This is a genomic window from Brevundimonas sp. VNH65 (assembly GCF_049445955.1).
Taxonomy (GTDB): Bacteria; Pseudomonadota; Alphaproteobacteria; order Caulobacterales; family Caulobacteraceae; genus Brevundimonas.
Genome location: NZ_JBMSDX010000002.1, coordinates 374508 through 398340, shown reverse-complemented (window position 1 = coordinate 398340; position 23833 = coordinate 374508). Strand labels below are relative to the sequence as shown.

27 protein-coding genes are annotated in these 23833 nt (G+C 68.3%); 17 read left to right on the top strand and 10 right to left on the bottom strand.

The window, feature by feature from the left end:
* Positions 1 to 14: 14 nt before the first annotated feature.
* Genes ACO2Q1_RS05750 through ACO2Q1_RS05715 form a run of 8 tightly spaced genes read left to right on the top strand, consistent with a single transcriptional unit; the run spans position 15 to position 6067 of the window.
* Positions 15 to 383 carry a DUF983 domain-containing protein gene (locus ACO2Q1_RS05750; RefSeq protein WP_423328584.1) on the top strand — a complete coding sequence of 123 codons (369 nt, stop codon included), beginning with the start codon at positions 15 to 17 and terminating at the stop codon, positions 381 to 383.
* The gene (locus ACO2Q1_RS05745) at positions 380 to 1123 is read left to right on the top strand and encodes an SURF1 family protein (RefSeq protein WP_423328583.1); all 744 of its coding nucleotides are present in this window, start codon (positions 380 to 382) and stop codon (positions 1121 to 1123) included. The genes ACO2Q1_RS05750 and ACO2Q1_RS05745 overlap by 4 nt, the downstream gene beginning before the upstream one ends.
* A gap of 50 nt (positions 1124 to 1173) precedes the next feature.
* Positions 1174 to 2388 carry a M16 family metallopeptidase gene (locus ACO2Q1_RS05740; RefSeq protein ID WP_423328582.1) on the top strand — a complete coding sequence of 405 codons (1215 nt, stop codon included), beginning with the start codon at positions 1174 to 1176 and terminating at the stop codon, positions 2386 to 2388.
* An 11-nt stretch (positions 2389 to 2399) separates the two neighbouring features.
* The gene (locus tag ACO2Q1_RS05735; protein ID WP_423328581.1) at positions 2400 to 3029 is read left to right on the top strand and encodes a GNAT family N-acetyltransferase; all 630 of its coding nucleotides are present in this window, start codon (positions 2400 to 2402) and stop codon (positions 3027 to 3029) included.
* Positions 3030 to 3046: 17 nt separating this feature from the next.
* Positions 3047 to 4717, top strand: coding sequence for a putative bifunctional diguanylate cyclase/phosphodiesterase (locus tag ACO2Q1_RS05730; RefSeq protein ID WP_423328580.1), 1671 nt, complete (start codon positions 3047 to 3049; stop codon positions 4715 to 4717).
* Positions 4718 to 4763: 46 nt separating this feature from the next.
* On the top strand, positions 4764 to 5018 hold the full coding sequence (locus tag ACO2Q1_RS05725) for a type II toxin-antitoxin system ParD family antitoxin (protein ID WP_423328579.1): 255 nt from the start codon (positions 4764 to 4766) through the stop codon (positions 5016 to 5018).
* The gene (locus ACO2Q1_RS05720) at positions 5015 to 5317 is read left to right on the top strand and encodes a type II toxin-antitoxin system RelE/ParE family toxin (protein WP_423328578.1); all 303 of its coding nucleotides are present in this window, start codon (positions 5015 to 5017) and stop codon (positions 5315 to 5317) included. The genes ACO2Q1_RS05725 and ACO2Q1_RS05720 overlap by 4 nt, the downstream gene beginning before the upstream one ends.
* Positions 5318 to 6067, top strand: coding sequence for a DUF72 domain-containing protein (locus ACO2Q1_RS05715; protein ID WP_423328577.1), 750 nt, complete (start codon positions 5318 to 5320; stop codon positions 6065 to 6067).
* A gap of 4 nt (positions 6068 to 6071) precedes the next feature.
* Here ACO2Q1_RS05715 and ACO2Q1_RS05710 read toward each other — a convergent pair whose 3' ends face one another.
* Positions 6072 to 6215, bottom strand: a complete 144-nt coding sequence (locus ACO2Q1_RS05710) for a hypothetical protein (protein WP_423328576.1) — start codon at positions 6213 to 6215, stop codon at positions 6072 to 6074.
* A gap of 347 nt (positions 6216 to 6562) precedes the next feature.
* Here ACO2Q1_RS05710 and ACO2Q1_RS05705 point away from each other — a divergent pair, with 347 nt between their 5' ends.
* The 3 genes from ACO2Q1_RS05705 (at position 6563) to ACO2Q1_RS05695 (ending at position 9306) form a co-directional block, all read left to right on the top strand.
* Positions 6563 to 7633 carry an NAD(P)-dependent alcohol dehydrogenase gene (locus ACO2Q1_RS05705; protein ID WP_423328575.1) on the top strand — a complete coding sequence of 357 codons (1071 nt, stop codon included), beginning with the start codon at positions 6563 to 6565 and terminating at the stop codon, positions 7631 to 7633.
* A gap of 88 nt (positions 7634 to 7721) precedes the next feature.
* Entirely contained in the window at positions 7722 to 8447 is a 726-nt protein-coding gene (phbB, locus tag ACO2Q1_RS05700) for an acetoacetyl-CoA reductase (RefSeq protein WP_423328574.1), read from the top strand.
* 49 nt (positions 8448 to 8496) lie between these two features.
* Entirely contained in the window at positions 8497 to 9306 is an 810-nt protein-coding gene (locus ACO2Q1_RS05695; RefSeq protein WP_423328573.1) for a DUF4908 domain-containing protein, read from the top strand.
* Positions 9307 to 9315: 9 nt separating this feature from the next.
* Here the strand turns inward: ACO2Q1_RS05695 and gloB are convergent, their stop codons facing one another.
* The gene (gloB, locus tag ACO2Q1_RS05690) at positions 9316 to 10044 is read right to left on the bottom strand and encodes a hydroxyacylglutathione hydrolase (protein WP_423328572.1); all 729 of its coding nucleotides are present in this window, start codon (positions 10042 to 10044) and stop codon (positions 9316 to 9318) included.
* A gap of 91 nt (positions 10045 to 10135) precedes the next feature.
* Here gloB and ACO2Q1_RS05685 point away from each other — a divergent pair, with 91 nt between their 5' ends.
* The 5 genes from ACO2Q1_RS05685 (at position 10136) to ACO2Q1_RS05665 (ending at position 14901) form a co-directional block, all read left to right on the top strand.
* A complete protein-coding gene (locus ACO2Q1_RS05685; protein WP_423328571.1) occupies positions 10136 to 10957 on the top strand; it encodes a class I SAM-dependent methyltransferase in 822 nt (273 codons plus the stop codon).
* A 9-nt stretch (positions 10958 to 10966) separates the two neighbouring features.
* Complete coding sequence (locus tag ACO2Q1_RS05680; RefSeq protein ID WP_423328570.1) at positions 10967 to 11488, top strand: SixA phosphatase family protein; 522 nt, start codon at positions 10967 to 10969, stop codon at positions 11486 to 11488.
* Between the two features lie 4 nt (positions 11489 to 11492).
* Complete coding sequence (locus ACO2Q1_RS05675) at positions 11493 to 11843, top strand: DUF952 domain-containing protein (protein WP_423328569.1); 351 nt, start codon at positions 11493 to 11495, stop codon at positions 11841 to 11843.
* Positions 11843 to 12880 carry a quinone-dependent dihydroorotate dehydrogenase gene (locus tag ACO2Q1_RS05670; protein ID WP_423328568.1) on the top strand — a complete coding sequence of 346 codons (1038 nt, stop codon included), beginning with the start codon at positions 11843 to 11845 and terminating at the stop codon, positions 12878 to 12880. The genes ACO2Q1_RS05675 and ACO2Q1_RS05670 overlap by 1 nt, the downstream gene beginning before the upstream one ends.
* 80 nt (positions 12881 to 12960) lie before the next feature.
* Positions 12961 to 14901: an ATP-binding protein gene (locus ACO2Q1_RS05665; protein ID WP_423328567.1), complete on the top strand. Its 1941-nt coding sequence runs from the start codon at positions 12961 to 12963 to the stop codon at positions 14899 to 14901.
* Here the strand turns inward: ACO2Q1_RS05665 and ACO2Q1_RS05660 are convergent.
* Together ACO2Q1_RS05660 and ACO2Q1_RS05655 are read right to left on the bottom strand one after the other, a co-directional pair.
* Positions 14787 to 15311, bottom strand: a complete 525-nt coding sequence (locus tag ACO2Q1_RS05660) for a very short patch repair endonuclease (RefSeq protein WP_423328566.1) — start codon at positions 15309 to 15311, stop codon at positions 14787 to 14789. The genes ACO2Q1_RS05665 and ACO2Q1_RS05660 overlap by 115 nt on opposite strands.
* Positions 15312 to 15474: 163 nt before the next feature.
* Positions 15475 to 15957 carry a peroxiredoxin gene (locus tag ACO2Q1_RS05655; RefSeq protein WP_423328565.1) on the bottom strand — a complete coding sequence of 161 codons (483 nt, stop codon included), beginning with the start codon at positions 15955 to 15957 and terminating at the stop codon, positions 15475 to 15477.
* A gap of 116 nt (positions 15958 to 16073) precedes the next feature.
* Here ACO2Q1_RS05655 and ACO2Q1_RS05650 point away from each other — a divergent pair, with 116 nt between their 5' ends.
* Positions 16074 to 16643, top strand: a complete 570-nt coding sequence (locus ACO2Q1_RS05650; protein WP_423328564.1) for a YqgE/AlgH family protein — start codon at positions 16074 to 16076, stop codon at positions 16641 to 16643.
* On the opposite strand, the gene ACO2Q1_RS05645 is transcribed toward ACO2Q1_RS05650, so the two are convergent.
* The 6 genes from ACO2Q1_RS05645 to flbT form a co-directional block, all read right to left on the bottom strand.
* Positions 16644 to 18311, bottom strand: coding sequence for an amidohydrolase (locus tag ACO2Q1_RS05645; RefSeq protein ID WP_423328563.1), 1668 nt, complete (start codon positions 18309 to 18311; stop codon positions 16644 to 16646). It lies immediately after the preceding gene.
* A 79-nt stretch (positions 18312 to 18390) separates the two neighbouring features.
* Positions 18391 to 20370, bottom strand: coding sequence for a M1 family metallopeptidase (locus ACO2Q1_RS05640; protein WP_423328562.1), 1980 nt, complete (start codon positions 20368 to 20370; stop codon positions 18391 to 18393).
* Positions 20371 to 20464: 94 nt separating this feature from the next.
* Positions 20465 to 21724, bottom strand: coding sequence for a multidrug effflux MFS transporter (locus tag ACO2Q1_RS05635; protein ID WP_423328561.1), 1260 nt, complete (start codon positions 21722 to 21724; stop codon positions 20465 to 20467).
* Between the two features lie 541 nt (positions 21725 to 22265).
* Positions 22266 to 22865, bottom strand: a complete 600-nt coding sequence (locus ACO2Q1_RS05630) for a DUF3885 domain-containing protein (RefSeq protein WP_423328560.1) — start codon at positions 22863 to 22865, stop codon at positions 22266 to 22268.
* Positions 22866 to 22996: 131 nt separating this feature from the next.
* The gene (flaF, locus tag ACO2Q1_RS05625) at positions 22997 to 23341 is read right to left on the bottom strand and encodes a flagellar biosynthesis regulator FlaF (protein WP_423328559.1); all 345 of its coding nucleotides are present in this window, start codon (positions 23339 to 23341) and stop codon (positions 22997 to 22999) included.
* A complete protein-coding gene (gene flbT, locus ACO2Q1_RS05620) occupies positions 23304 to 23726 on the bottom strand; it encodes a flagellar biosynthesis repressor FlbT (protein WP_423328558.1) in 423 nt (140 codons plus the stop codon). Before flbT ends, flaF begins: the two co-directional genes overlap by 38 nt.
* Positions 23727 to 23833: the final 107 nt, after the last annotated feature.

The following is a 23833-nucleotide window of genomic DNA, read 5'->3' as shown; positions in this document are numbered from 1 at the left end:
TTTCGCGGGTGACGATGGGAACCGACTCTCACATCAGCGCGCCGGCCCGGATCGACCCGATCCGGGCCGGTCTGCTTTGCCGGTGTCCCCGGTGCGGCGAGGGACCGGTGTTTGCGGGTTTCCTCAAGGTTCGACCCGCGTGCGACGTATGCGGTCTGGACCTTAAGGCGATCGAGACGGGCGATGGTCCCGCGACCTTCATCATGCAGATCGCGGGCTTCCTGGTCGGCTTCTCGGCGCTCGCCTTCGAGATCGCCTGGCATCCGCCGATCTGGCTGCATCTGCTGATCTGGCCGCCGCTGGTCGCCGTCCTGGCGATCGGCCTGATGCGGCCGGGCAAGGCGCTGATGATCGCCCTGCAGCACCGGAGCCGTGTCGCGTGACCGCCTCCCGCTTCCCCTGGATCCTGACCCTGGCGACGGCCGCGCTGCTGGCGTTGCTGATCACCCTTGGCGTCTGGCAGGTGCAGCGACTGCACTGGAAGATGGGTCTGATCGCCGCGTCCGACGCCGCCTCGAGCCTGCCGCCGGCGCCGCTCCCCGAGGTTCTGGCCACGCCCGGCGACCCGGAGTTCCGGCGCGTCCTTGCAGTCTGTCCGGGGGCGTCGACCGCGCCTTTCGTCGAGCTCCAGTCGATCGACGCCGAGGGGCGGCCCGGCGCGCGATTGATCTCCCTGTGCCGGGCGCCGGGGCTGGAGGCGCCGCTGCTGCTGGATCGTGGCTTCATCGCCGACGTCGAGACCGGAGGGCAGGCGGTGCGGCCGAAGATCGAGGCGTCGGCCGCCATGCCGCTGTCGATCCTGGCGCAACTGCGCCGATCGCCGCCGCCCGGACCCTTGACCCCGGCGCCGTCCGGCGGGCGATTCTACGCGCGTGACGGCGCCGCCATGGGGCGGGCGCTCGGCGCATCGGCGGTCGGGGAATTCACCCTCTACGCCCTGGCCACGACCAATCCGGAGATCGCCGACCTGAAGCCTTCGGCGCCGCCGGCCGCCTTCTCAAACAATCATTTCGGCTATGCCCTGACCTGGTTCGGACTGGCGATCGTGCTGGCCGGAGTCTATCTGGCCCTGCTTCTGCGCCGCCTGCGTCCGGACGCGGCCGAACCTGGAGACATCCCCTGACAAGCCGGCTGCATACCCTGTCGAACGGCGTGCGCGTCGTGTGCGACCCGATGCCGGGCTTGCGCACCTTGTCGGCCACGGTGGCCGTGCGTGGCGGCGCGCGATGGGAGGATGAGGCCCGATCCGGCTGGTCTCACTTCCTGGAGCATCTGGTGTTCAAGGGCGCCGGAGAGATGAGCGCGCGCGAGATCGTCGAGCGGATCGAGGCTGAGGGCGGCTCCATCAACGCCTCCACGGGCTATGAGCGGACCAGCTTCGACGTCCGCGGTCTGGACGGCTCGCTGCCGCTGGCCCTGCAGGTCATGTCCGATCTGGTGTTCCGGCCCACGCTCGATCCGGATGAGGTCGAGCGCGAGAAGGACGTCGTCGCCCAGGAGATCGCCGAGGCCTTCGATACGCCGGACGACCATGTGTTCGAAATGGCCCAGACGAGAGCCTTCGCCAGCCAGGCCCTGGGTCGGCCGATCCTGGGCTCGATCGCCAGCCTGGCGCCCGCGACCCGGGCCGACATGGCCGACTGGCGCGCCCGCCTCTATGCGCCGGACCGCATGGTGGTCGCCGTGTCGGGGGCCGTCGATGAAGACGAGCTGCTGCGGCTGGCGGAAGAATGGTTCGGTTCGGAGCCCTCCGCCGAGACCGAGGTCCCTGACGCCGCACGCTTCGTCGGTGGGGAGGCCCGGCTGGCGCGCCGGATCGAACAGGCCAATCTGGTCTTCCAGATCCCCGCCGTCAGTGCGGTGGATCCCGCCTTCCCGGCCGCACGCGTGTTCGCCGACATCCTCGGCGGAGGCATGGCTTCGCGCCTGTTCCAGTCGGCGCGCGAGGAGCGCGGCCTGGCCTATGCCGTGGACGCCTATGTCGAGGCCTATGACGACGCCGGCTTCATCGGCGTCTTCGCCGGCGCCGCCGCAGATCGTGCGACCGAACTGGCGGAACTCTGCGCGACCGAGATCCGTCGTCTGGCGGACGAAGGGCCGGGGGAGGCCGAACTGGCGCGATCCAAGATGGGGTTTGTCGCCGGCCACTGGATGCATGAGGAACGGCCGGCCGCGCGATCGGCCACGAACGCCGCCCAGACCCTGATTCACGGCGCGCCTGTCTCCGCCGAGGACTCCGTCGCCCGGATTCAGGCCCTGACACGCGACGAGGTGGTCGAGGTGGGAGGGCGGATGCTGGCCTCCGGCCTGTCGGCGACGGCCGTCCTGGGGCCCCGCGCGGCGGCCGGGGCAGGGGCCGCCTTTGGCCGGAGCCTCGCGTCGGGTTAACCTCCGCGCCCATGGCCCTGCTGGACTGGATGATCGATGCGGCCGGCCCGGTGATCCGGGGCGACGGCGTCCTGTTGCGGACGCCGCGGGCGGGCGACTATCCCGCCTGGTCCAGCCTGCGTGAGGCGTCGCGGGGCTATCTGCAGCCCTGGGAGCCGGCCTGGCCGGACGATGACCTGACACGGGCCGCCTTTCGACGCCGCCTGGCCGTCTATGCGCGCGAAATGGAGCTGGGCAACGCCTGGCCCTTCTTCATCTTCGAAAAGACCGATGGGGACTGGAGCGGCGACCGGCTGGTCGGGGCCGTGACCCTGTCGAACATCCGGCGCGGCGTCGCCGAGACCGGCACCCTCGGCTACTGGATCGGTCAACCGCACGCCGGGCGAGGCCATGCGACCGCCGCCGTCCGGGCCGTCGCGGGCCACGCCTTCGACCGCCTGAAGCTGCATCGGCTGGAAGCCTCCTGCCTGCCCACCAACGCCGCCTCTCGGCGGGTGCTGGAAAAGGCGGGCTTCCGCTGCGAGGGCGAAGCCCGGGCTTATCTTAAAATTAACGGTCAATGGGCAGATCATCTGCTGTTCGGCCTGTTGTCGGAAGACGTGACTTCCGGCGACGGGGCGCACGACCCCGGCCGCCCCTAGGGATTTAGAATCACACCTTGACCCTCTCGCGATCCAGAAGCCTGACCTGGGACGCGACCATGGCGATCGAGGCCCTGGCCGCCGCCGAGTCGGCCCTTTGGGTCTGGACGCCGGCCGAGGACTCCCTGCGCCTGACCGGGGCCACCCACGCCCTGGGTGTCGGACCGCTGGCACCCGAATGTTCAGGCGCCGCCTTTGTCGCCGTGGCCCTGCCGCAGGACCGGGCGCTGGCCGAAAGCCTGCTCTCACCCAAGGCGGAGGGCACGCCCGTGGTCATTCGCCTGCGGATGAGAGGGTCGGAGACCTGTCTCTGGCGCGGCGTCTGGCTGGAAGACGGTCTGCGCGCCGCAGGCATCGTGGCGCGAGAGGCCCGATCGGGCGCCGCAGAGAACGACAGCCTGACCGGCCTGCTGGATCGCCGGGGCTTCCTCTCCCGTGCGACCGAAATCCTGGCCGCGCCGACGGAACACGAGATGATCGTCGCTGACGTCGACCGGCTGAGGCGACTGAACGAGGCCCTCGGCCATGAACGGGCCGACCTGATCCTGTCGGCGCTCGGCTCGCGCCTGGCGGCGGCCTTCCAGCCGGACGAGGCGCCGGCCCGGATCGGCGAGGACGAGTTCGCCGTGGTGGTGCGTCGGGACGCGGGCGGGGCGGCCGAGCGGATGCGGGACGCCCTGCAGCAGCCGCTTCGGGTCGCCGGCTTCGACATCTATCCCACGGTGTCCATCGGATCGGTGGTGTGCGACGGCGGCGCCGATGCGCCGGACGCGGCCGAACTGCTGCGCCGCGCCGAACTGGCTATGGGCCAGGCCAAGGCGGCGGGACGCGGCGGCCAGGCCGCCTATGGGCGGGCGCTGGAACGGGACAGCCTGTCGCGTCTGGCCATGGAAGCGGATCTCAGGAACGCCTTCGTGCGCGGCGAGATCGGGCCCTTCTTCCAGCCGATCGTCAATCTGAACACCGGCGCGGTGGCCGGGTTCGAAGCCCTGGCGCGTTGGCGGCACGGCAAGCGCGGTCTGGTGCCGCCCGACGAATTCCTCAGCCTGACCGAGGAAATGGGGCTGATGCACGAACTGGGTCTGATGATGATGACCCAGTCCGCGCGCCAACTGGCCGAATGGCTGCGGCGTCATCCCAAGGCGGGGCGGCTGTTCTGCAGCGTCAATCTGTCGGTGGGGGAGATCGAACGGCCCTATCTGGTCGAGGACGTCGAGCGGATCATCAAGGAGGCCGGCCTGCCGCGCGGCGCGCTGAAGCTCGAGGTGACCGAGGGCGACATCATGCGCGACACCGAGGCCTCGGCCAAGGTGTTGCGTCGGCTGAAGGAGGTGGGGGCCTCCCTCGCCCTGGACGATTTCGGCACCGGCTTCTCGTCGCTGTCCTATCTGGCGCGGCTGCCATTCGATACGCTCAAGATCGACCGCTACTTCGTCCTGACCATGGACAAGGACGAGGGGTCGGCCAAGATCGTCAAGTCGGTCGTCAACCTGGGGCGCGATCTGGCGCTGGAGGTCGTGGCCGAGGGGGTCGAGAACGCCCATCTGGCCGGGCTGCTGCTGGCCGATCACTGCCACTACGGCCAAGGTTTCGGCTATGCGCCCGCCCTGCCGCCGCAGGAGGCCGAGGTCTATCTGAACGAGTCCCTGGCGGACGGCGCGGCGCCGATCAAGCAAAGGTCGGCGTGACGACCCGCCCTTGACAAGGTTTGCCATCGGGCGGACCCTTGTCGCCATGGCCACGATGAACATCTCACTGCCGGATCAGATGAAGGCCTGGGTCGAGGCCCAGAGCGCCGATGGGCGCTACGCCAACTCCAGCGACTATGTGCGCGACCTGATCCGCAGGGAGCAGATCAAGGCGGAGAAGATCGCGCATATGCAGCAGCTCGTCGATGACGCCCGGGCGAGCGGGCTGAGCGAGCGCACCATGGAAGACATCCGAGCCGACGCGAAGGCGCGGATCGCGGCGCGCGATGCCGCTGCATGAGCGTCTATCGGCTCACGCGGCGGGCCGATGACGACATTCTGGCGGTCTATCTTCAGGGCCATGACATGTTCGGGGAGCCGCAGGCGGATCGCTATCACGACGACCTGCATGCCCTGTTTCAAAGACTTGCGGACTATCCAGGTATTGCGAGAGTCAGGTCGGAGATCGTTCCTCCCGTCCGGGCCTTCTCGTTCAAGGCCCATGTGGTGATCTATGAAGATGCGTCGGACGGTGTTGTCATCCTGCGCGTGCGCCATGCGGCCGAGAACTGGATTGATGATCCCATAGGAGACATCTGAATGCCCCACTCCATCTATGCTGGCATAGGCGGCTGGACCTATGAGCCGTGGCGGGGGGTCTTCTATCCGGAGGGGCTGACCCAGAAGCGGGAGCTGGAGTTCGCCAGCCGCGCCCTGACCTCGATCGAGATCAACGGCACCTATTATTCGACCTTCAAGCCCGACAGCTGGATGAAGTGGCGGGACGAGACGCCGGACGGCTTCGTGTTTTCGGTCAAGGCCAGCCGCTACTGCACCAACCGCAAGGTGCTGTCGGACGGCAAGGAGAGCTTCGACCGCTTCCTGGATCAGGGGCTGACGGCGCTGGGGCCCAAGCTGGGGCCGATCAATTGGCAGTTCATGGCGACGAAGAGGTTCGATCCGGTCGACTTCGAGGGGTTTCTGAAGCTGTTGCCGAAGGAGAAGGACGGTCTTCGCCTGCGCCACGCCCTGGAGGTGCGCAGCCCGACGTTCGAGACGCCGGAATTCTATGACCTGGCGACGAAATACGGCGCGGCCATCGTCTATGCCGTGGATGACGAGGCGCCGGAATGGCCGCGGATCGATCAGCAAACAGCAGACTTCAGATACGCCCGGCTGATGTCGAGCCGCGAGGAGGAGCCGACGGGGATGACGTCGGCGGAACTGGATGCGGTCGCCGATCAGAGCCGGGCCTGGGCGCGGGGCGGCGACGTGTTCGCCTATTTCATCGCAGGGGCGAAGGTGCGCAATCCGGCGGCGGCCCAGGCCCTGATCAAAAAGCTGGGTTGAGAGGTCAAGGCCTGGGTTGGGTCTCGAACCATTCGACGATACCGGCCATGTCGCGTTCGAAGCCGCCGGGAATGTAGATGTTGAGCACGCCCGCGCGCCGGTCCGAGCGATTGGCGAAGTCGTGGACAACCCCTGCCGGGGCGCGCACGAAGGCGCCGACGCCCGCATCAACCCAGTCGTCGCGACCCGCACGCTCATGACCCCCTCTATGACGTAGAAGATGTCGTCGTGATCGACGTGGCTGTGCGGACCGGGACCCGAACTGTGCGGTTCGAGAAACCACTCGGAAATCGAATAGGCCGCGCCGGTCTCCGCCTCGTCGGCCTTGAACACCGCGCTCATGGCGCCGAGCGCATAGGCTCGGCCTTCGCCGGGAGCGAGGACGATGGGGCGAAGACGTTCGGTCTCGGACATTTCAGTCTCCGTTCGCGCCGCTGATCTTGTGCCGGGCGACGCGATGACACAACTGTCGCTCAGCCCTGAAGGAGGTTTCCCATGCCCATCGCCACCCGCGCCTTCGCCGCCACGGATTCGTCCTCGCCGCTGACGCCCTACAGCTTCGATCGCCGCGATCCGGGGCCGGACGATGTGGCCGTCGCGATCAAGTTCGCCGGCGTCTGCCACTCCGACGTCCACATCGTGAAAAACGACCTGGGCAACACCCGCTACCCCATCGTTCCCGGCCACGAGATCGCCGGGGTGGTGACGGCCGTCGGTGAGAATGTGACCCGGTTCAAGATCGGGGACCGCGTCGGCGTGGGCTGTATGGTGGACAGCTGCCGCACCTGCGTCTCCTGCCGCGAGGGCGAGGAGCAGTACTGCGTGCCGGGCATGACCCAGACCTATGGCTCGGCTGATCCCAAAGGCGCCGCGGTCGGCCAGACGATCACCCAGGGCGGCTATTCCGACGCCATCGTCGTGGACCAGAACTATGTCCTGTCGATCCCGGACGCTCTGCCGCTGGACGCCGCCGCGCCGCTGCTGTGCGCGGGCATCACCACCTATTCGCCGCTGAGGCACTGGAAGGTGGGGCCGGGATCGAAGGTGGCCGTGGTGGGGCTGGGCGGACTGGGCCACATGGCGGTGAAACAGGCCGTGGCCATGGGCGCCGAGGTGACCGTCCTGTCGACCTCGGATCGCAAGAAGGCCGACGCCGAGCGCATGGGCGCCGCGCACTTTCTGATCAACTCCGACAAGGACGCGATGAAGGCGGCGGCCGAGAAATTCGATCTGATCATTAATACGGTTTCAGCGACACATGAGATCGCGGGCCATCTGCAGCTGCTGGCGCGTGATGGAACCATGGTCATGCTGGGCCTGACAACCGAGGGCCTGCCGGTGTTCGCCATGCCGCTGCTGTGGCGTCGTCGTTCGGTCGCGGGATCCCTGATCGGCGGCATCCGCGAGACCCAGGAGATGCTCGATTTCTGCGCCGAGCACGGGATCGCCTCGGACATCGAGGTGATCGCGCCGGACCAGATCAACGAGGCCTATGCCCGGCTGGAGAAGTCCGACGTCCGCTATCGGTTCGTCATCGACATCTCCCAGATGGGTAAAGCTGCGTAACGGCGCCTGTTCGCGCGCAGATTGTCGGGTTAGACCTTCTGCGAAGGCTCTGCGTTCAGACGGGGCTCAACAAGGGACAGGAACAGGCATGACGCGCGTAGCATTCGTCACCGGCGGCACCCGAGGCATCGGCAAGGCCATCGTTCAGCGGCTGAAGGAAGACGGGCTGGAGGTGGCCGCCGGCTATTCCGGCAACACCGAGGCGGCTGAGGCCACGGCGCGCGAACTGGGCGTGATGGTGGTGAAGGGCAATGTCGGATCCTACGACGACTGCGCCCGCGCGGTGGCGGAGGTCGAGGCGGCGCTCGGCCCCGTGGACGTTCTGGTCAACAACGCCGGCATCACGCGGGACGGCTTCTTCCACAAGATGAGCCACGACCAGTGGTCGGACGTCATCCGCGTGAACATGGACAGCGTCTTCAACATGACGCGCCAGGTCATCAACGGCATGCGTGATCGCGGCCATGGCCGGATCGTCAACATCTCCTCGATCAACGGCCAGAAGGGGCAGATCGGCCAGGCCAACTATTCCGCCGCCAAGGCGGGGATGATCGGCTTCACCAAGGCGCTGGCCCTGGAGAACGCGCGCAAGGGCGTCACTGTGAACTGCATCGCGCCCGGCTACATCGACACCGAAATGGTCGGCGCCATGGACCAGAAGGTGCTGGACAGCATCATCGCCCAGATCCCGGTCGGTCGCCTGGGCAAGGGCGAGGAGATCGCCGACATGGTGTCCTGGCTGTGCGGCGAGCGTGCCGGATATGTCACAGGCTGCACCCTCAGCCTGAACGGCGGTCAATATCTGGTCGGTTGACGCGGATTCGCCCAAAATCCGCCGCCGCCGCCCCGCAACCCATGAGGCCATGAGTTTCAGGGTTCGGGTCGAAGCGGCGTCGAGGCCGATTTCGCCGGCGGTGACACGCGTCGCCGTCGCGACCGCCGTTGCGGCGTCCGCCCTGGGGCTGTCGGCTCGCGCCGAGGCCTGGCCGCTGTTCCAGACCAGGGGCAACGTCCAGACCGAACAGTCCCGCGGACTCTCGGACGCGCGCCCGACCCGAACGCTTCCGCCGACGGGGCGCTATGTGTCGGAAGCCGGAGAGGGCTTCGTCTTCGACCGTTCCGGATCGCGGCCGCTGTTCAGGTTCGAAAGCCGCAACGAGACCTGGGCTCTGCGCGGGACCCCCGCGCCGCGCGGGGACATCGTCTATCGCAACGACACCGGCGACCAGATCCTGCGCGTGACGCCGGACGGCGGCGTGACCCTGTATTCGGTGCGCAATCCCGCCGGAAGTCCGGCCAGCTTCCGTGGCGCGGCGCCGGCCCTGGCTCCGCCGATGCTGGGGCCGATCGCCCTGGCGGATCTGATGATCCGCCGCAGCGGACAGCTGAGCCGCGCCCTGGGCCGCATCGTCGTCGTCCAGCTGGACGGCGAACGGGACGAGGCCCTGTGCGTGGACGCCCTGATGGTGACCACCGACGCCGTGATGCGGATGGCCGGTTCGGCCAGCCTGCGCCGGCGGCTGGAATCGCTGCGGTCGGTGACCATCGTCGAGGGTCGGTCGCCGGGCGTGACGTTCGAGCGCGGCGACCTGCGGGTCACCGTCCGCCCCGGTTCCGGCCTGACCGGCAGGCCGTCCTCCGCCATGGTCATCCGCACGGTTTCGGCCGACTGACCGCGCCGGTCAGCCCTTGAACTGATCCTTGGCGAGACGTCTGACGGCGAAGTCCGCAACATCCGCCGCGCGCAGGAACGGATTGAACGCGGCCTCGATCCCAACGGTGGTGGGCACGGTCGCCTGATTTCGCTCCCGCTGCGCAAAGATCGCCTGCGCATGGGCTTGCATCTCCGGACGGGAATCGAGCGTCAGGGCGAAGCGGGCGTTGCCGGCGGCGTATTCGTGAGCGCCGAACAGGGCCGTGTCGTGCGGCCAGGCGGCGACGGCCTGCAGGCTGGACCACATCTGATCCGGCGTTCCCTCGAACAGCCGGCCGCAGCCCAGGGGAAAGATCACGTCGCCGACGAAGGCCAGCCGATCTGCGGCAGAACGGAAGACCACATGGCCGAGGGTGTGGCCCGGCGTGTGGGACACGTCGAAGGTGGTGTCTCCCAAGGCGATCGCCTCTCCACCCGCCACGACCCGATCGACCGGGCAGACGCGACGCGACTCTTCCGGTCCGACGATCTGGCAGCCCGTTTCGGCCTGCATCATGGCGGCGCCCTGGGTGTGGTCCGGGTGCCAGTGGGTGTTGAGGATCATGTCCAGTCGCCCCCAGCCCAATCGCTCGAGCATGGCCAGGATCGCCGGACCGTCCGGAGCGTCGACCGACGCCACGGCGCCGGAGGCTTCGTCGCGGACCAGAAAGCCGTAGTTGTCCGTCAGGCAGGGGAAGAGATGAACCTTCAACGCCATCGAAATCTCCTTTTGCAGCGCCGCAGCCATCGACCGATGAAGCCCGGCGACCCGAGGGACGCACGTCCGTTCTTCGCATATAGTGTGACCGATGAGACGCGGCATCGACGAACTTCGCGCCTTCTACGGCGAGCCCACCGGCGCCCTGGTGCGGCGACTGATCGCGCGTCGCCTCAATGACGCCTGGGGTGAGGCGAACGGGTGTGACGTGCTGGGACTGGGCTACGCCACGCCCTGGCTGGGGGCCTTCGTCGGCGCGCGACGCGTCGTGGCCGCCATGCCGGGACGGCAGGGCGTGGAGACCTGGCCCGCGACCGGGCGCAATCGCAGCCTGCTGATCGATGAGAACCGTCTGCCGTTTCCGGCCGGAGGATTCGACCGCATCCTGCTGGTCCATGCGCTGGAAGAGGCCGACGATCCGATCCTGCTGCTGACCGAGGCGGTCCGCGCCCTGGCGCCGGCGGGGCGGGTCATCCTCGCGGCGGCGGCGCGCGGAGGGCTGTGGGCGCGCGCCGAGGCCACGCCGTTCGGCCACGGGCGTCCGTTCACGCGCGGGCAGATGGAACGGCTGGTGCGTCAGGTCGGCCTGGAGCCGACGGCCTGGTCCCAGACCCTGTACACGCCGCCTTGGCGTCCCCTGCTGGGGCTTGCCGACGGGATCGAGCGCCTGGGAGGGGCGGTCGCGCCAGGAACCGCCGGCGTCATCCTGCTGGAGGCCTCGCGTCAGGCCTATGCCCGGATCCGGCCGGGAGGCGCGACCCAGAGGGTCGCCGCGGCCGCTCCCGGCCTCGCGCCCCAGCCCAGCGGGCGGTACGGCGAGGTCGCGCGCGGCGGAAGCCAGAGTGAGCGGGCGTGGAAAAATCACGAGGTCGCGCCTGGCCGGATGCTGGCGGGCGGCGTCGAACACCCGTAAACGGGCGTCATGCACCGACTGATCCTCATGCGACACGCCCAGGCGGAGCGCGCGGCGCCGTCCGGCCTGGACCGCGACCGGTCGCTGTCTCCACGCGGGCGAGAAGAGGCCGCCGTCATCGGCCGGGCGTTGGCGGAACGGGGACTGCGTCCCGATCTGGCGATCGTCTCAACCGCCCAACGCACGCGCGAGACGTGGGAACTGGCGCAGGAGGCGTTCGGAGACGTCGAGGTCCGACTCGAACCGGGCCTCTACAATGCGCCGGCCGAGACGATCCGCGCCTTCGTCGAGGGGGCCGAGGACCAGGCCGGCTGTCTGATCGTCCTGGCTCACAATCCGGGCGTCCACATTCTCGCCCATGAGTATCTGATCGAGAGCGCCGCCTCGCCGACCATCCTGGAGCGGATGGCGGGCGGATTCCCCACCGCCGGGGCGGCGGTTTTCGAGGTCGATGTGGCGGGACGCTGCGCCTACGACGGCTGGTTCACGCCCCAGTCCGTCGGCGGACCCGCCTTTGATCCGGAGGGGTGAGGCCGTGACCCCGGGCGAAGCGTTCAAGATCGTCGATGCAGGAGACTGGGCGCGGGCCGAGGCCCTGGGCGCCTATGAGGGCTCCGCTGTCGATCTGGCTGACGGCTATATCCATCTATCGACCGCCGACCAGCTGGCCGGGACGGCGGCGCGGCATTACGCGGGCCGGAGCGGCCTGTTGCTGCTGACGGTCGCCCTGTCACAGGTGGAGGCGACCGTCGTGTGGGAGCCCTCTCGCGGCGGGGCCCTGTTCCCGCATATCTACGGGCCGCTGCCGGTCGGGGCGGTCACGGCGCGGCGAACGATGGCGGTCGCAGAGGACGGGGTCATAACGCTGGGGCCGGCGGAGACCTGATGAGCGGACTGATGACACTCGGCGCCGCCGTTCTGCGGCGTCTCGACCCGGAGACAGCGCATCGGCTGGCGATCCAGGGGCTGGCGTTGTCGCCCCTGCCCAAGCCTGCGGCCGATGATCCGATCCTGAAGACGCGGCTCGCCGGACTGGAGCTGTCCAATCCCGTCGGCCTGGCCGCAGGTCTGGACAAGAATGCGGAAGCCCTGCGCGGACTGGGTCGCCTGGGGTTCGGCTTCGTCGAGTGCGGTTCCGTGACGCCGCGGCCCCAGCCCGGAAATCCCAGACCCCGCCTGTTCCGCCTGTCTGAAGACGAGGGGATCATCAATCGGATGGGGTTCAACAACGACGGGTTGGACGCCTTCGCGCGCCGTCTGGCGGCCCGACCCGCCGGGGTGGTGGTCGGCGCCAATCTGGGGGCCAACAAGGACACGGAGGACAAGGCGGCGGACTATGTGCAGGGCCTGGAACGGCTGGCGGGCGCCTGTGACTATTTCACCATCAACATCTCCTCGCCGAACACGCCCGGGCTGAGGGCCCTGCAAGGCCGCGCCGCCCTGGACGATCTGCTCGGACGGGCGATGGCGGCGCGTCGGTCCGCCGCGCCGGTCTTCCTGAAGATCGCGCCGGATCTTTCTCGCGCAGAGATCGGCATGATCGTCGAGGCCGCGCTGGCGCATCGCCTCGACGGGCTGATCGTCTCCAACACGACGCTGGAGCGACCGGAGACCCTGAAATCTCGCCATGCCGTCGAGGCCGGCGGCCTGTCCGGGGCCCCGGTCAGGGACATCGCCCAGCGCGCCCTGGAACATGCGGCAGAGGCCTCGGAAGGGCGGCTGCCGCTGATCGCGGTGGGCGGAATCGCCAGCGGCGCCGACGCCTGGGCGCGAATCCGGGCGGGCGCGCAGGCGGTTCAGGTCTATTCCGCCCTGATCTATCGCGGGCCGGGCCTGGTGACCGCGATCAAGCGTGACCTCGCCGCCCGACTGCGCGCGGAAGGGTTTTCCACTGTTCTGGAAGCCGCCACAGCGCGGCGTTGACGGGGCGTTAGTCTAACCTGCGCATGATGGCGGGGCCATGGAGGCGCCTGGGGGCGTGGTCCGATTGGTCTGGGAGCCGGATGCCGAACGCCGCCGAGACACTGCCGACGGACTGGTCCGACGCCGCTGTGAACCGGCGCGAGACGGCGATCCAGAGGATCGGCGTCAGCCTGGCCACGGCCCTGATCATCACCCCCGTCGTCGGCGCCGCCTTCAGCGTGTTCTGGGTGACGGCCTATCTGGCGATGCAGTTCGTCGAGATCGAGGTCTTCAAGCCCCTGACAGGGCCGCAGCGGGCGCCGCTGGGACGATGGCGCAGCGTGCTGGGCTGTGTCGTCCTGGCCGCCAACACCACCCTGTACTGCGTTCCGGCCATTCCCCTGTGGATGATCGGCGGGCCGATGGGCGGCCTGGCGGCGACCGTGATGCTGTCGGCCGCGATTCTGTATTCCACCCTGAACGCGCCGGCCTCGTCCCGCGTGCTTCTGTGCACGGTGACGCCCGAGTTCGTCTTTCTCGGCGCGACGCCGGTGTTCATGTTCTTCCTGGGCGCGCCCCGGCAGTTTGTCATCACGGTCACGGCTGCGGTGGTGGTCTTCGCCGCCTATTGCCTCGTCGGCTGGCAGAAACAGACGACCTTGCGCCACCGCGATCGGCTGGAGAGGGCCGCGATCGACGAACGCCAGCGTCGGGCTGAACGCGAAGCCGAGCGCAGATCCGCCTATCTGGCCGCGGTCGCCCACGACCTGCGCACGCCGATCGGCGCCATTCTGACCGGCGCGGCGGAACTGGAACGGGGCGCGACCGACCATGCCGCCCGGTCCCAGACCGCCCTGATCACCGACGCGGGCCTGATGATGAAGGCCCTGCTGGACGATCTTCTCGATCACTCCCGGCTTGAGGCCGGGGCCATGTCGATCGAGGCGGCGGATTTCAATCTGCGCGCGATGCTGGCCCAGACGCTGCGCCTGTGGGCCGGACCGATCCGGGGCAAGGGCCTGCAGCTTCGCATCGAGGGCGCCTATCGGATGCCCGCCATGGTGCGCGGCGACGCGATGCGGCTGCGCCAGGTGCTGAACAATCTGATTTCGAACGCGGTCAAGTTCACCGAGACGGGAAGCATCACCCTGAGGCTGCGCGCCTGGGTCGATGAACCCCACGGCCATGCGGTCCTGATCGAGGTCGCCGACACAGGACCCGGCATGAGGTCCGAGCAGTTGGCGCGGCTGTTCACGCCTTTCGACCAGACAGAGGCTGGCGTCAGCGCGCGCCACGGGGGATCGGGTCTGGGCCTGAGCATCAGCCGCAACCTGGTCGAGCTCATGGGCGGGCGGCTGGTGGCGCGGAGCCGGCCCGGCGAGGGGGCCTGCTTCACGGTTTCGGTCGTCTTCGCCCCCGCCACCGACGCGACGATCCGGACGACCGCCCTGGACGCCGCCGCACGCGCCGATGTGGCGCGCGCGCTGGCCCCCCTGGCGACCTCCAGGCCGGCCGCGACCCCTTCCGCGTCGCCGCCGGCGCCGGTTGAGGCTCCGAGCGTGCCGGCGGCATCGCCGGACGAAGCGCCGCATGCCCTCGAGGAGGCGAATGACGGCGATGGGGAGCGCCCGCTGCGGGCCCTGGTCGTCGACGATCACGACATCAATCGGCGGGCGGTCGAACTCATTCTGGCGCCGCTGGGATGCGAGATCGCCTCGGCCGCCGACGGCCTGGCCGCGCTGGACCTGTGTGGAGCCCAGGCGTTCGACGTCATCTTCATGGATGTGCGGATGCCCGACCTCGATGGTCGCGAAACCACGCGGCGCCTTCGGGCCGGCGGCGGCGTCAACGCCCTGACCCCGGTGATCGCCGTCACCGCCGACACCGCCGAACAGGACATCGCGGCCTGTATGGCCGCCGGCATGACCTATTTCGTGTCGAAGCCGCTGACGCCGTCGGCCCTGCTGGGCGCGCTGCAGTTCGTGCTGGGTGGCGGCGAAGACACGGATGAAGAGGTCGCGCGCGAGACGGTCGTCGCCTGACCGGCCGTGACGGCGCCGATCAGGCGCTCTGCCAGGTCGGGCCGACCCAGGGCGCATTCCCAGATCGTGATCACCGACCACCCCATCGCCGACAGATCGGCCGTCACGCGCGAATCCCGGCGTCGGTTGCGCTCGATCTTGGCCTGCCAGTAGTCCGCGTTCGATTTGGGCCGGCGAGCGCCGCGCGGGCAATCGTGGCCGTGCCAGAAGCAGCCGTGAACGAATAGGGCGATGCGCCGACCCTTCATGACCAGATCGGGCCGGCCGGGCAGGCCGCAGCCGCCCAGCCGGTATCCGATGCCGGCCTGCCGCAGCAGGCGGCGGACCTTCAGCTCCGGCGTCGTGTCCCGGCCACGTACCCGCCGCATGACGGCGCTGCGCTTTTCAGGAGAAAAGACGTCGGTGGTCACAGGGTCACCTCGCGCTCAAGTCGTGAGCGACCGCGTCGCGAACCTAGCGCCTCCAGAATGCGCTCAAGCAGCGAGCGACTGCGTCGCAAGCGATAGCGCCCAAAGATGCGCTCAAGCCGCGAGGCTCCGCGAGCCGAGCATAGTGCGGCGCGAAGCGCCCTGCCTAAAGCTGCGCCAGCAGATGCTCTGCGGACGAGACCTTGAACTCGCCGCCTTGCTCGATGTTCAGTTCGGTCACGACGCCGTCCTTGACCAGCATCGAATACCGTTGCGACCGCTCGCCCATGCCGAAGCCGGTGGCGTCCAGCGTCAGACCCAGGGCGCGGGTCAGGTCGCCCGAGCCGTCCGCCAGGAACAGGATGTCCTCGGCGCCCTCGTTGGCCTCCTTCCAGGCGCCCATGACGAAGGCGTCGTTGACCGACAGGCAGACGATCTGATCCACGCCCTTCGCCTTCAGAGCGGCGCCGTTGTCGACATAGCCGGGCAGGTGCCGGGCCGAGCAGGTCGGGGTGAAGGCGCCCGGCACGGCGAACAGGGCCACGGTCTTGCCGGCGAAGACTTCGTCCGTGGTGACGGGCTGGGGTCCGTCCGGCCCGGCGGCGCCGAGTTGAACGGTGGGGATCTTGTCGCCGATCTGGATGGTCATGGCCGATGTCCTGATGCTGGAGGAGGGTTGCAGGCGGTGGAGGAGAAAGCCTCCTGCGGCACATAGGCTCCGCCGCGCGCCTTGCAAAGGTCGCAGCCAGCCCCGATCATTCGGTCATGGACGGATTTCAATCGCTGGCGGGTCGGCTGCTGGTGGCCATGCCCGGGATCGGCGACCCGCGCTTCGAACATGCGGTGATCCTCGTGTGCGTGCACGAGCCCGAGCACGCCATGGGCCTGAGGCTGGACGCCGCGGCGCCGTCGGTGGACCTGAAGTCGGTGCTGGCGCGGCTCGACATGCCCGCGCCCGACGCCGCTGCGGGCCGGCCGGTGCGCGCCGGCGGCCCTGTCGACACCGAGCGTGGTTTCGTCCTGCACACGGACGACTGGATGAGCCATGACTCCAGCCTGGCTTTCGGCGACGGCTTGGCGCTGACGGCCACGAAGGACGCCCTGATGGCCATGACCGACGTGGTGTCCGGCCCCCGGCGATCGGCCCTGCATCTTGGCTATGCGGGCTGGGGCGAAGGCCAGCTTGAGGACGAGCTGGGCGACAATGTCTGGCTGACCGTCGATCCTGATCTCGACCTGATTTTCGACGGTGATCACGACGGCAAATGGAGCCGGGCGCTGACGGCGATCGGCGTGGACGCGGCCTGGCTGTCGAGCCAGTCGGGCCGGGCCTGATCAGTCCACACCGGTCGTCCCAAGGGCCTCGTAGGCGACGACGCCGTCCACGACCGTCAGCACGGCCTTGCCCCCGGGAATGTCCGCCTCCGGGACCGTCATCAGGTCGATGTCGAAGGCGGTGAAGTCGGCGCGCTTGCCCACCTCGATCGTGCCGAGGTCGTCCTCGCGAAACGAGGCGTAGGCGGGCCAGAGGGTGAACATCTTCAAGGCCGTCTGGCGGGATACGGCCTGGGCCGCGCGCCAATCCGGGCCCTGGAAACCGTTCAGATCGCGGCGGGCGACGGCGGCGTAGAATTCGATCAGGGGATCGCCGCGCTCGACCGGAGCGTCGGAGCCGCCGACCACCGGAAGGCCGACCTCCACGAAGTCGCGCCAGGCGTAGGCGCCGTCCAGCCGGGCGTCGCCGAGGCGCGCCGGAGCGAAATGCAGGTCGCCGATGGCGTGGCTGGGCTGCATCGAGGGGATGACCCCCATGCCGGCGAACATCATCTCGTCGCGCGGCCGGACGACCTGGGCGTGTTCGATGCGCCAGCGCGGGTCACGGATGGCGCGCTGGTCGGGCTGGACCTCGCCCATGGCGTCCAGATACCAGTTCAGGACCTCGGAGTTTCCCCGGTCGCCGATGGCGTGGGTGGTGACCTGTATCCCCTTGCGCAAGGCTTCCTCATAGAGGGGAAGGACCTCGGCCTCGGTGGTCAGCATCAGGCCGCGATTGTGGGGGTCGTCCGAATAGGGATCGAACAGGGCGGCGCCGCGCGAGCCCAGGGCGCCGTCGGCGTAGAATTTGATCGCGCGGGTGATGACGCGGCCGTCGGCGACGCTGCGCGGCCCGCCCTCGATCAGGGCGCGCGCGCCGTCGGGGGTGATGTTGTTGTAGAGGCGAAGCGGCGCCTCGCCCGCCTCCGCCATCTGCTCCAGCAGGGGCACGTCCTTCCAGGGCGCGCTCATGAAGTGGATGCCGGTCCAGCCGTAGCGGGCCTCGACCGCGAAGCCGGCGCGATACGCCTCGCGCAGGGCCGCCGGGTCCGCCTGGGGGGCGAGGGCTTCGATCAGGCCCATGGCCGCGTCGACGAAGAAGCCGTTGGGCCGGCCGTCCGCCAGCCGGTCGATCCGTCCGCCTTCGGGCGCCGGGGTCGAGGCGTCGACGCCCGCCGCCGCCAGAGCCGGGGTCGAGGCCGTCAGGGCGTGGCCGTCGGCGCGGGTCAGGATGACCACGCGTCCGGGCGCGGCGGCGTCCAGATCGGCGGCCGACAGGAAGCGGCCCTCCGGCCAGTGGGTCTCGATCCAGCCGCGTCCGATGATGACGCCTTCCGGGTGGGCGGCGGCCCAGGCGGAGAGTTTCGACATGGCCGCGGCGATCGAGGCGGAGCCTTCGAGGTTCAGCGTCAGCTCACGCCATCCGACCCCGTCCAGATGGGCATGGCCGTCTGTGAAGCCGGGGAACAGGGTCGCGCCATTGAGGTCGATGACGCGGACGCCCGGCGCGGGCGGGGCCTCGGCCGCCTCGCCGACGAAGGCGATCCGGCCGTCCCTGACGACGACGATCTCCGCCGGCGATTCGTTGTCGAGGCCGGTGTGGATCACGCCACCCCGGATCACCAGGTCCTGGGCAACGGCCGGTGAAGCGACGAGGAGCGCAAGGGCGGCGAGAAGGGCGTGTTTCATTCGGGCTCCTTCCGGCCGCAGTGCGTCAGCTAACGATCGTCACCTTCTCCCTGGAGAGAGAAGGTGACAAGTGCGCCCCTCATGCCCCGGCGGGCTTGCCGATCAGGGCGTCGACCGAGTTGGTCGTGACGGCGTGATAGCCGGGCCGCGCCTGGGCGTAGACGCGAGTGGCGATCGGACGGCCCCAGTCGCCCTCGGCCCAAAGGCTCTGAAATAGCGGCAGGACGAATTTCCGCCGGCCCATGGAGGTCAGGAACCGCTCCAGCGGCTGAACCGTCGGCTGATAGCGGTGGGCGACCGCGACCTGCAGCCAGGAGAACAGCACCTCGGCGTTGCCCTGGGCGTTCAGGTTCAGGGTGCGTTGCAGGTCGTCCAGTTGCTGCTGCGTCAGCCAGTCGGCGCCGTCCCGCAGATTGGCCGGGCGCCAGTTCAGGAAACGCTGGCGCTGCTGGGTGTTCCAGCCGCTCCAGGGAATCGCCGAGGCCGGACCGCGGTCGGAGAAGAAGGCCCTGGCGGCGTTGTCCACCTGATCGAAGGCGCGAGAGGTCGGGGCGATGGCGTTCGACGGCAGGCCCGGCTGGAAGATCCAGGCGTCCAGCATCAGCCGTTGTTCAAGGGCCGCGTCTCCCTTGATCAGGTTGGCGCGGATGTCCTGCAGGAACAGCTCGGTGGTCATCGGCCGGAAGGCGTTGCGCTCGAAATAGCCCTTCAGCCAGGCGTCGAAGGCTGGGCGGCCGGCGATGCGCTCGATGGTTTCGAGGAAGGCGGCGCCCTTTTCATAGGCGATGTCGGTCATACCCTCGTCGGGATCGCGGCCCTTGAGGTCGAGACGCAGGCGGGTGTCGGCGGCGGGCAGGGACTTCAGCTCGCCCTGCAGAGAATCCCAGCCGAGGACACGTTCCTGCTGGGCGCGATCATTGCCGTAGACCGCCTCCATGATGCGGTTCTGGAAGTATGTGGTGAAGCCCTCGTTCAGCCAGAAATCGTTCCAGGTCGCGTTGGTCACCAGATTGCCGGACCAGGAGTGGGCCAGTTCGTGGGCGACCAGGCTGACCAGAGACTTGTCGCCCGCGACGATGGTCGGGGTGGCGAAGGTCAGGCGGGGGTTCTCCATCCCGCCGAACGGGAAGGAAGGCGGCAGGATCAGGAGGTCGTAGCGACCCCAGCGGTAGGGGCCGTAAAGCCGCTCGGCCGCGGTGACCATCTGGCCCACTTCGGCGAACTCCGCCTTGGCGGCCTGCAGGCGGCTGGGTTCCGTCCAGACGCCGGTGCGGCCGTCTTCCGAGGCGAAGGCCAGATCGCCGACGCCGATCGCGATCAGATAGGGCGGGACCGGATTGGTCATTCGGAAGCGCCAGGCCTTCTGACCCCGGCCGGCGCTCTCGCCCTCGGGGGTCAGCATCTCGGCGCTCATGACCGCCTTGACGGTGTCGGGCGTGACGATGCGGGCGGAATAGGTCTGGCGGATCCCCGGGCTGTCCTGGGTCGGGATCCAGGTCCGGGTCAGGATGGCCTGGCCCTGGCTGAACAGGAAGGGCAGCTTGCCGCCGGCGGTCTGGGCCGGGCTCAGCCATTGCAGGGCCGCCGCGGTCGGCCGGGTGGAATAGTCGATGACGATCTTCTTCGTCTCATCGGCGGCGAAGGCCGGGACGGTGATCGTCAGGCTCTGACCCAGGATGGGGTCGGAGGCGCCGAGCTGGAACGGCAGGGCTGTCCCGTTGTCATCCTTGACAGAGCGGATCTCGAGGTCGCGCGTGTCCAGCACCACCTGGGTCGCGCCGGCCTGGCCGGTGACGTCCAGAGTGGCGGCGCCTGACAGGGTCTTGGCTTCAAAATCGGCGGTCAGGTCCAGTGCGACGTGGCGGACGCGGGCGACCTGGGGCTGGGCGTAGGAGTGGTCGTCGACAGGATACTGCGCCACCGGCGCCGTGGCCGAGGCCGGAAGGGGCGGCATGTCGGAGGCGACTTCGGGCGCGCCCTGGTTGCAGGCGGCCAGGCCGAAGGCGGTCAGGGCGAGGACGGAAACGCCCATCAGGGCGGTCAGGCGAAGACGGGTCATCGGGAACTCCGGACGCGACGGGGCAACAGGGCGCCGAGACAGCGCCCCCGGTGTCGAAACGTCAAGCGGCAAAGCTGGCCGGAGGTTCCCGATCTCAGTCGGCGGACGGCGCCGGCGCAAGGTGACGCGCCTTGAACAGTCGCCCTTGCTCGGCGAACAGGACGGCGGCCAGGGCGAGCAGGCCCATCAGGGTGAAGCCCAGGGTCATCGGCACGGTGGTGCCGTCGAATTGCTGCCCGATGCCGAAGCCCAGCGAGGCGCCGAATATGGTCGAGACGAAGCCCTGGACCGAGGCCGCCGTGCCGGCGATATGGCCCATCGGCTCCATGGCCATGGCGCCGAAGTTGCCGGCGATGAAGCCGAAGCAGAACATCGTCAGGGCCTGGATGACCGCGAAGGTCCAGATCGTCTCATGGCCGCTGAGGGCGACCAGGGAATGGACGATCCCGCAGACGGTGAAGCCGATCAGGGCGGTGTGGCTGATGAGGCGCGAACCCAGCTTCACGACCAGGCGGGCGTTGAGAATCGAGGCCAGGGCGATGCCGCCGGCGATGGCGGCGAAGATCATCGGGAAGAGGGTCGGGGCCTTGAAGATGTCGAAGAAGATCTGCTGCGACGAGTTGATGAAGCCGAACAGGGCGCCCGTGATGGCCGTCATGGCCAGGGTGTAGCCCATGCCGATGCGGCTGGTCAGAACCTGGCGATAGGCGTCGGCCAGACGCGACAGGCTGATCGGCAGGCGATCCTCTGGGTGGAGGGTTTCCGGCAGGCGCAGCCCGGTCCAGACCAGCAGGGCCGCGCCGGACAGAGCCAGGACGCCGAAGATTTCGCGCCATTCGCCGACCATGAGGATCAGCTGACCCAGGGAGGGCGCGATGATCGGCACGCCCAGGAAGACCAGGAAGCTGAGCGACATGACCCGGGCCATGGTCCGGCCCTCATAGCGGTCACGCACGATCGACACCGCCAGCACACGGGTCGCGGCCGACCCCAGCCCCTGACCGACGCGGGCCAGGATCAGGGTGTCGAAGGTGGGCGCGAAGGCGGCGAGGACGCCGAACAGCACATAGACGCCCACGCCGATCAGCAGGACAGGCTTGCGGCCGAACCGGTCGGCGAGGGGGCCATAGAGGATCTGGGCGCCGCCGAAGCCGAGCAGATAGGCGGTGATGACCCACTGACGGTCGTTCTCGCGTGTGACGCCCAATGCGTTTCCGATGTCCGGCAGGGCGGGCAGCATGGAATCGATCGCCAGGGCGTTGAGCGCCATCATCAGGGCGATCATGCAGACGAATTCGGGGAAGCCCGGCCCCCTGGTCCGGTCGGGCGCGGCGTCTGTTGTCGGGGAGATCATGCGGGGCCAGATGCGCCGATAGGTCGCGATCCGCAACCTCTGGGGCGACAATTCATGTTGCGGTGCGGTGGTTCTGCCCTTGAACCCGCATTCTCACCCTCCGAGCACTCCCGCGAAAGCCGGGGGTCAGACGGCGAATCTTCGTCCGGCGCATCTGTGAGCCGCCGCGCCCCGGCCGCCTCGCCGGGTTTTCTGGATCCCGGCCTTCGCCGGGATGCACGGGATGGGGTGAGCGCTGGTCCCCTGAGAATGACGATCGCCCAAAGGAAAGGGCCGCCGGATCGCTCCGACGGCCCTGACATTGTCTGACCGCGTCATTGCAGCCGGACCGCAGCCTGAAAGGCGCTCATGTAGCCCGAAGGGCGTAGCGCATCGTCATTTCAGGCCTGAACCTCTCCGAGGCCCAGGTTCGCGGCCACCGCACGCGATTGATGACAATGAGACACTGGATCACCTCCTTTCGACTGTTGAACAGGGAGGTCGAAGGTGGGCCTCGTTTTGTGCCGCGTCAATGTCGAGGTTTGCGAAGTCTTGGCCCTCTTCAAAGACCGGAAGGATGACCTGACAGCCAGTCCGCATACTGCTTCCTCATAGCTTCGACGGCTGCAGGGCTGGAAAGAAACAGATCAACGCCGCCGTCATAAGGTGCAAAGATCTGGCCGGTGATCCCCATCCAGAGCGTGGGCCCAGCCTCATCATCGGCTATCGACAGCAGCAAGTGATCGAACCGGCCGGGCGACCAGTCTGTCTGTCCGCTGTACACACGCCACGGGCGGTCAGGTTCACGGTCCGGCTCGTGTGCGTCCGCGTCATCTTTTCTAATAAATTCAGATACATATTCTAGGCCGTACTCACGGGTCGCCCAAAACGAGTCGTGCTGATCCGGCCAATCGAGATCTCCCGGAAGCGTCGTCCAGTGCGTCTGGACTAACCAGCACGGTCCGCCTCCAATGACTTCGGCAGCAAGGGCATTCTGACGAGCCAAGAGAACCGTGCGTTCCTCATCCGTATCAGGGTAACGCTTTGACTCTGGGAGCGAATGGAAACGCACCCAATGCTGCGCGCCTTCATCGCGCAGCATCCAGCCGATCGGGTGGTGTCCTGGGTAAAAGCTTTCCCAAGCTTGTTCGAAACGCGCCATCCAGAAAACGTATCTGATATCGTGGCTACGTGCGAACTCACGCAAGCGGAGCGGGAACGTGCAGCGATCATGCGCTCAAGCCGTGAGCGACCGCGTCGCGAACATAGCGCGGCGCGTCAGCGCCCCAGGCATTATGCCGCCAAGCCCTGCATGATCGAGCGGTTGATGTCGATCAGGGTCTCGAAGTCCTCTTCGCCCTTCATGACCTTGGAGGAGTGGCGGTTCACGAACAGGCTGAGCGAGATGAACTGGGCGCGCATGGGCGCCGGCATGGCGTTGTCGGAATCCTGGCAGGCGGCGGCCAGGGTCGACCACAGTCGCCGGTTCCAGTCCAGGGCGTCGATACGGGTGGCGAGGTCCGACTTGTCGACCGTGGCCGCGTGCATCAGCGCGCGGGTCACCTGGCCGAACAGGCGGTACTCCATTTCGCGCGGGGATTCAGTCCGCGTCGCCGCCTGATTGTAAGCCTGCAGCATTGCCGAGCCTCTGGTCCTCGTATTCCACCAGCTTCCGCGCACCCATCAGGGCCTTGTAGTATTCGCGGGCCAGAACATGTTTTGAGATGGTCACGCAGTCCGCAAGGACATCGGGATTGCGGATGGCGCTCATGAATTCGCTGAGGCGCAGGACGAAGTCGTCATAGGCCTTGGGCGTCGCCGCCTCGTCCAGATACATCAGCATGACCGGGAAATAGACGTGACGCGCCGGGGAGGTGACCTCCTCCGGCTGCATGATGTCCTTTTCACGCAGAACCGACGCCTTGTTCTGGAGCACCAGAACGCCGCGGCGGTCGCCGTTCTGCACGACGGCGCCGTTCAGGACGAATTTCTCGCCGGGCTTGAGCGACAGCTTCAGCGGCATGGGGCGGGCCTCCCTCTGGTCCCCGCGGCGCCAGTCTTAGGCGGTCGGGGCCAAGGGACCCTAAAGGGGCGTGGTTAACCGTCTGTTGTGATCGCGATGCGGCCGAC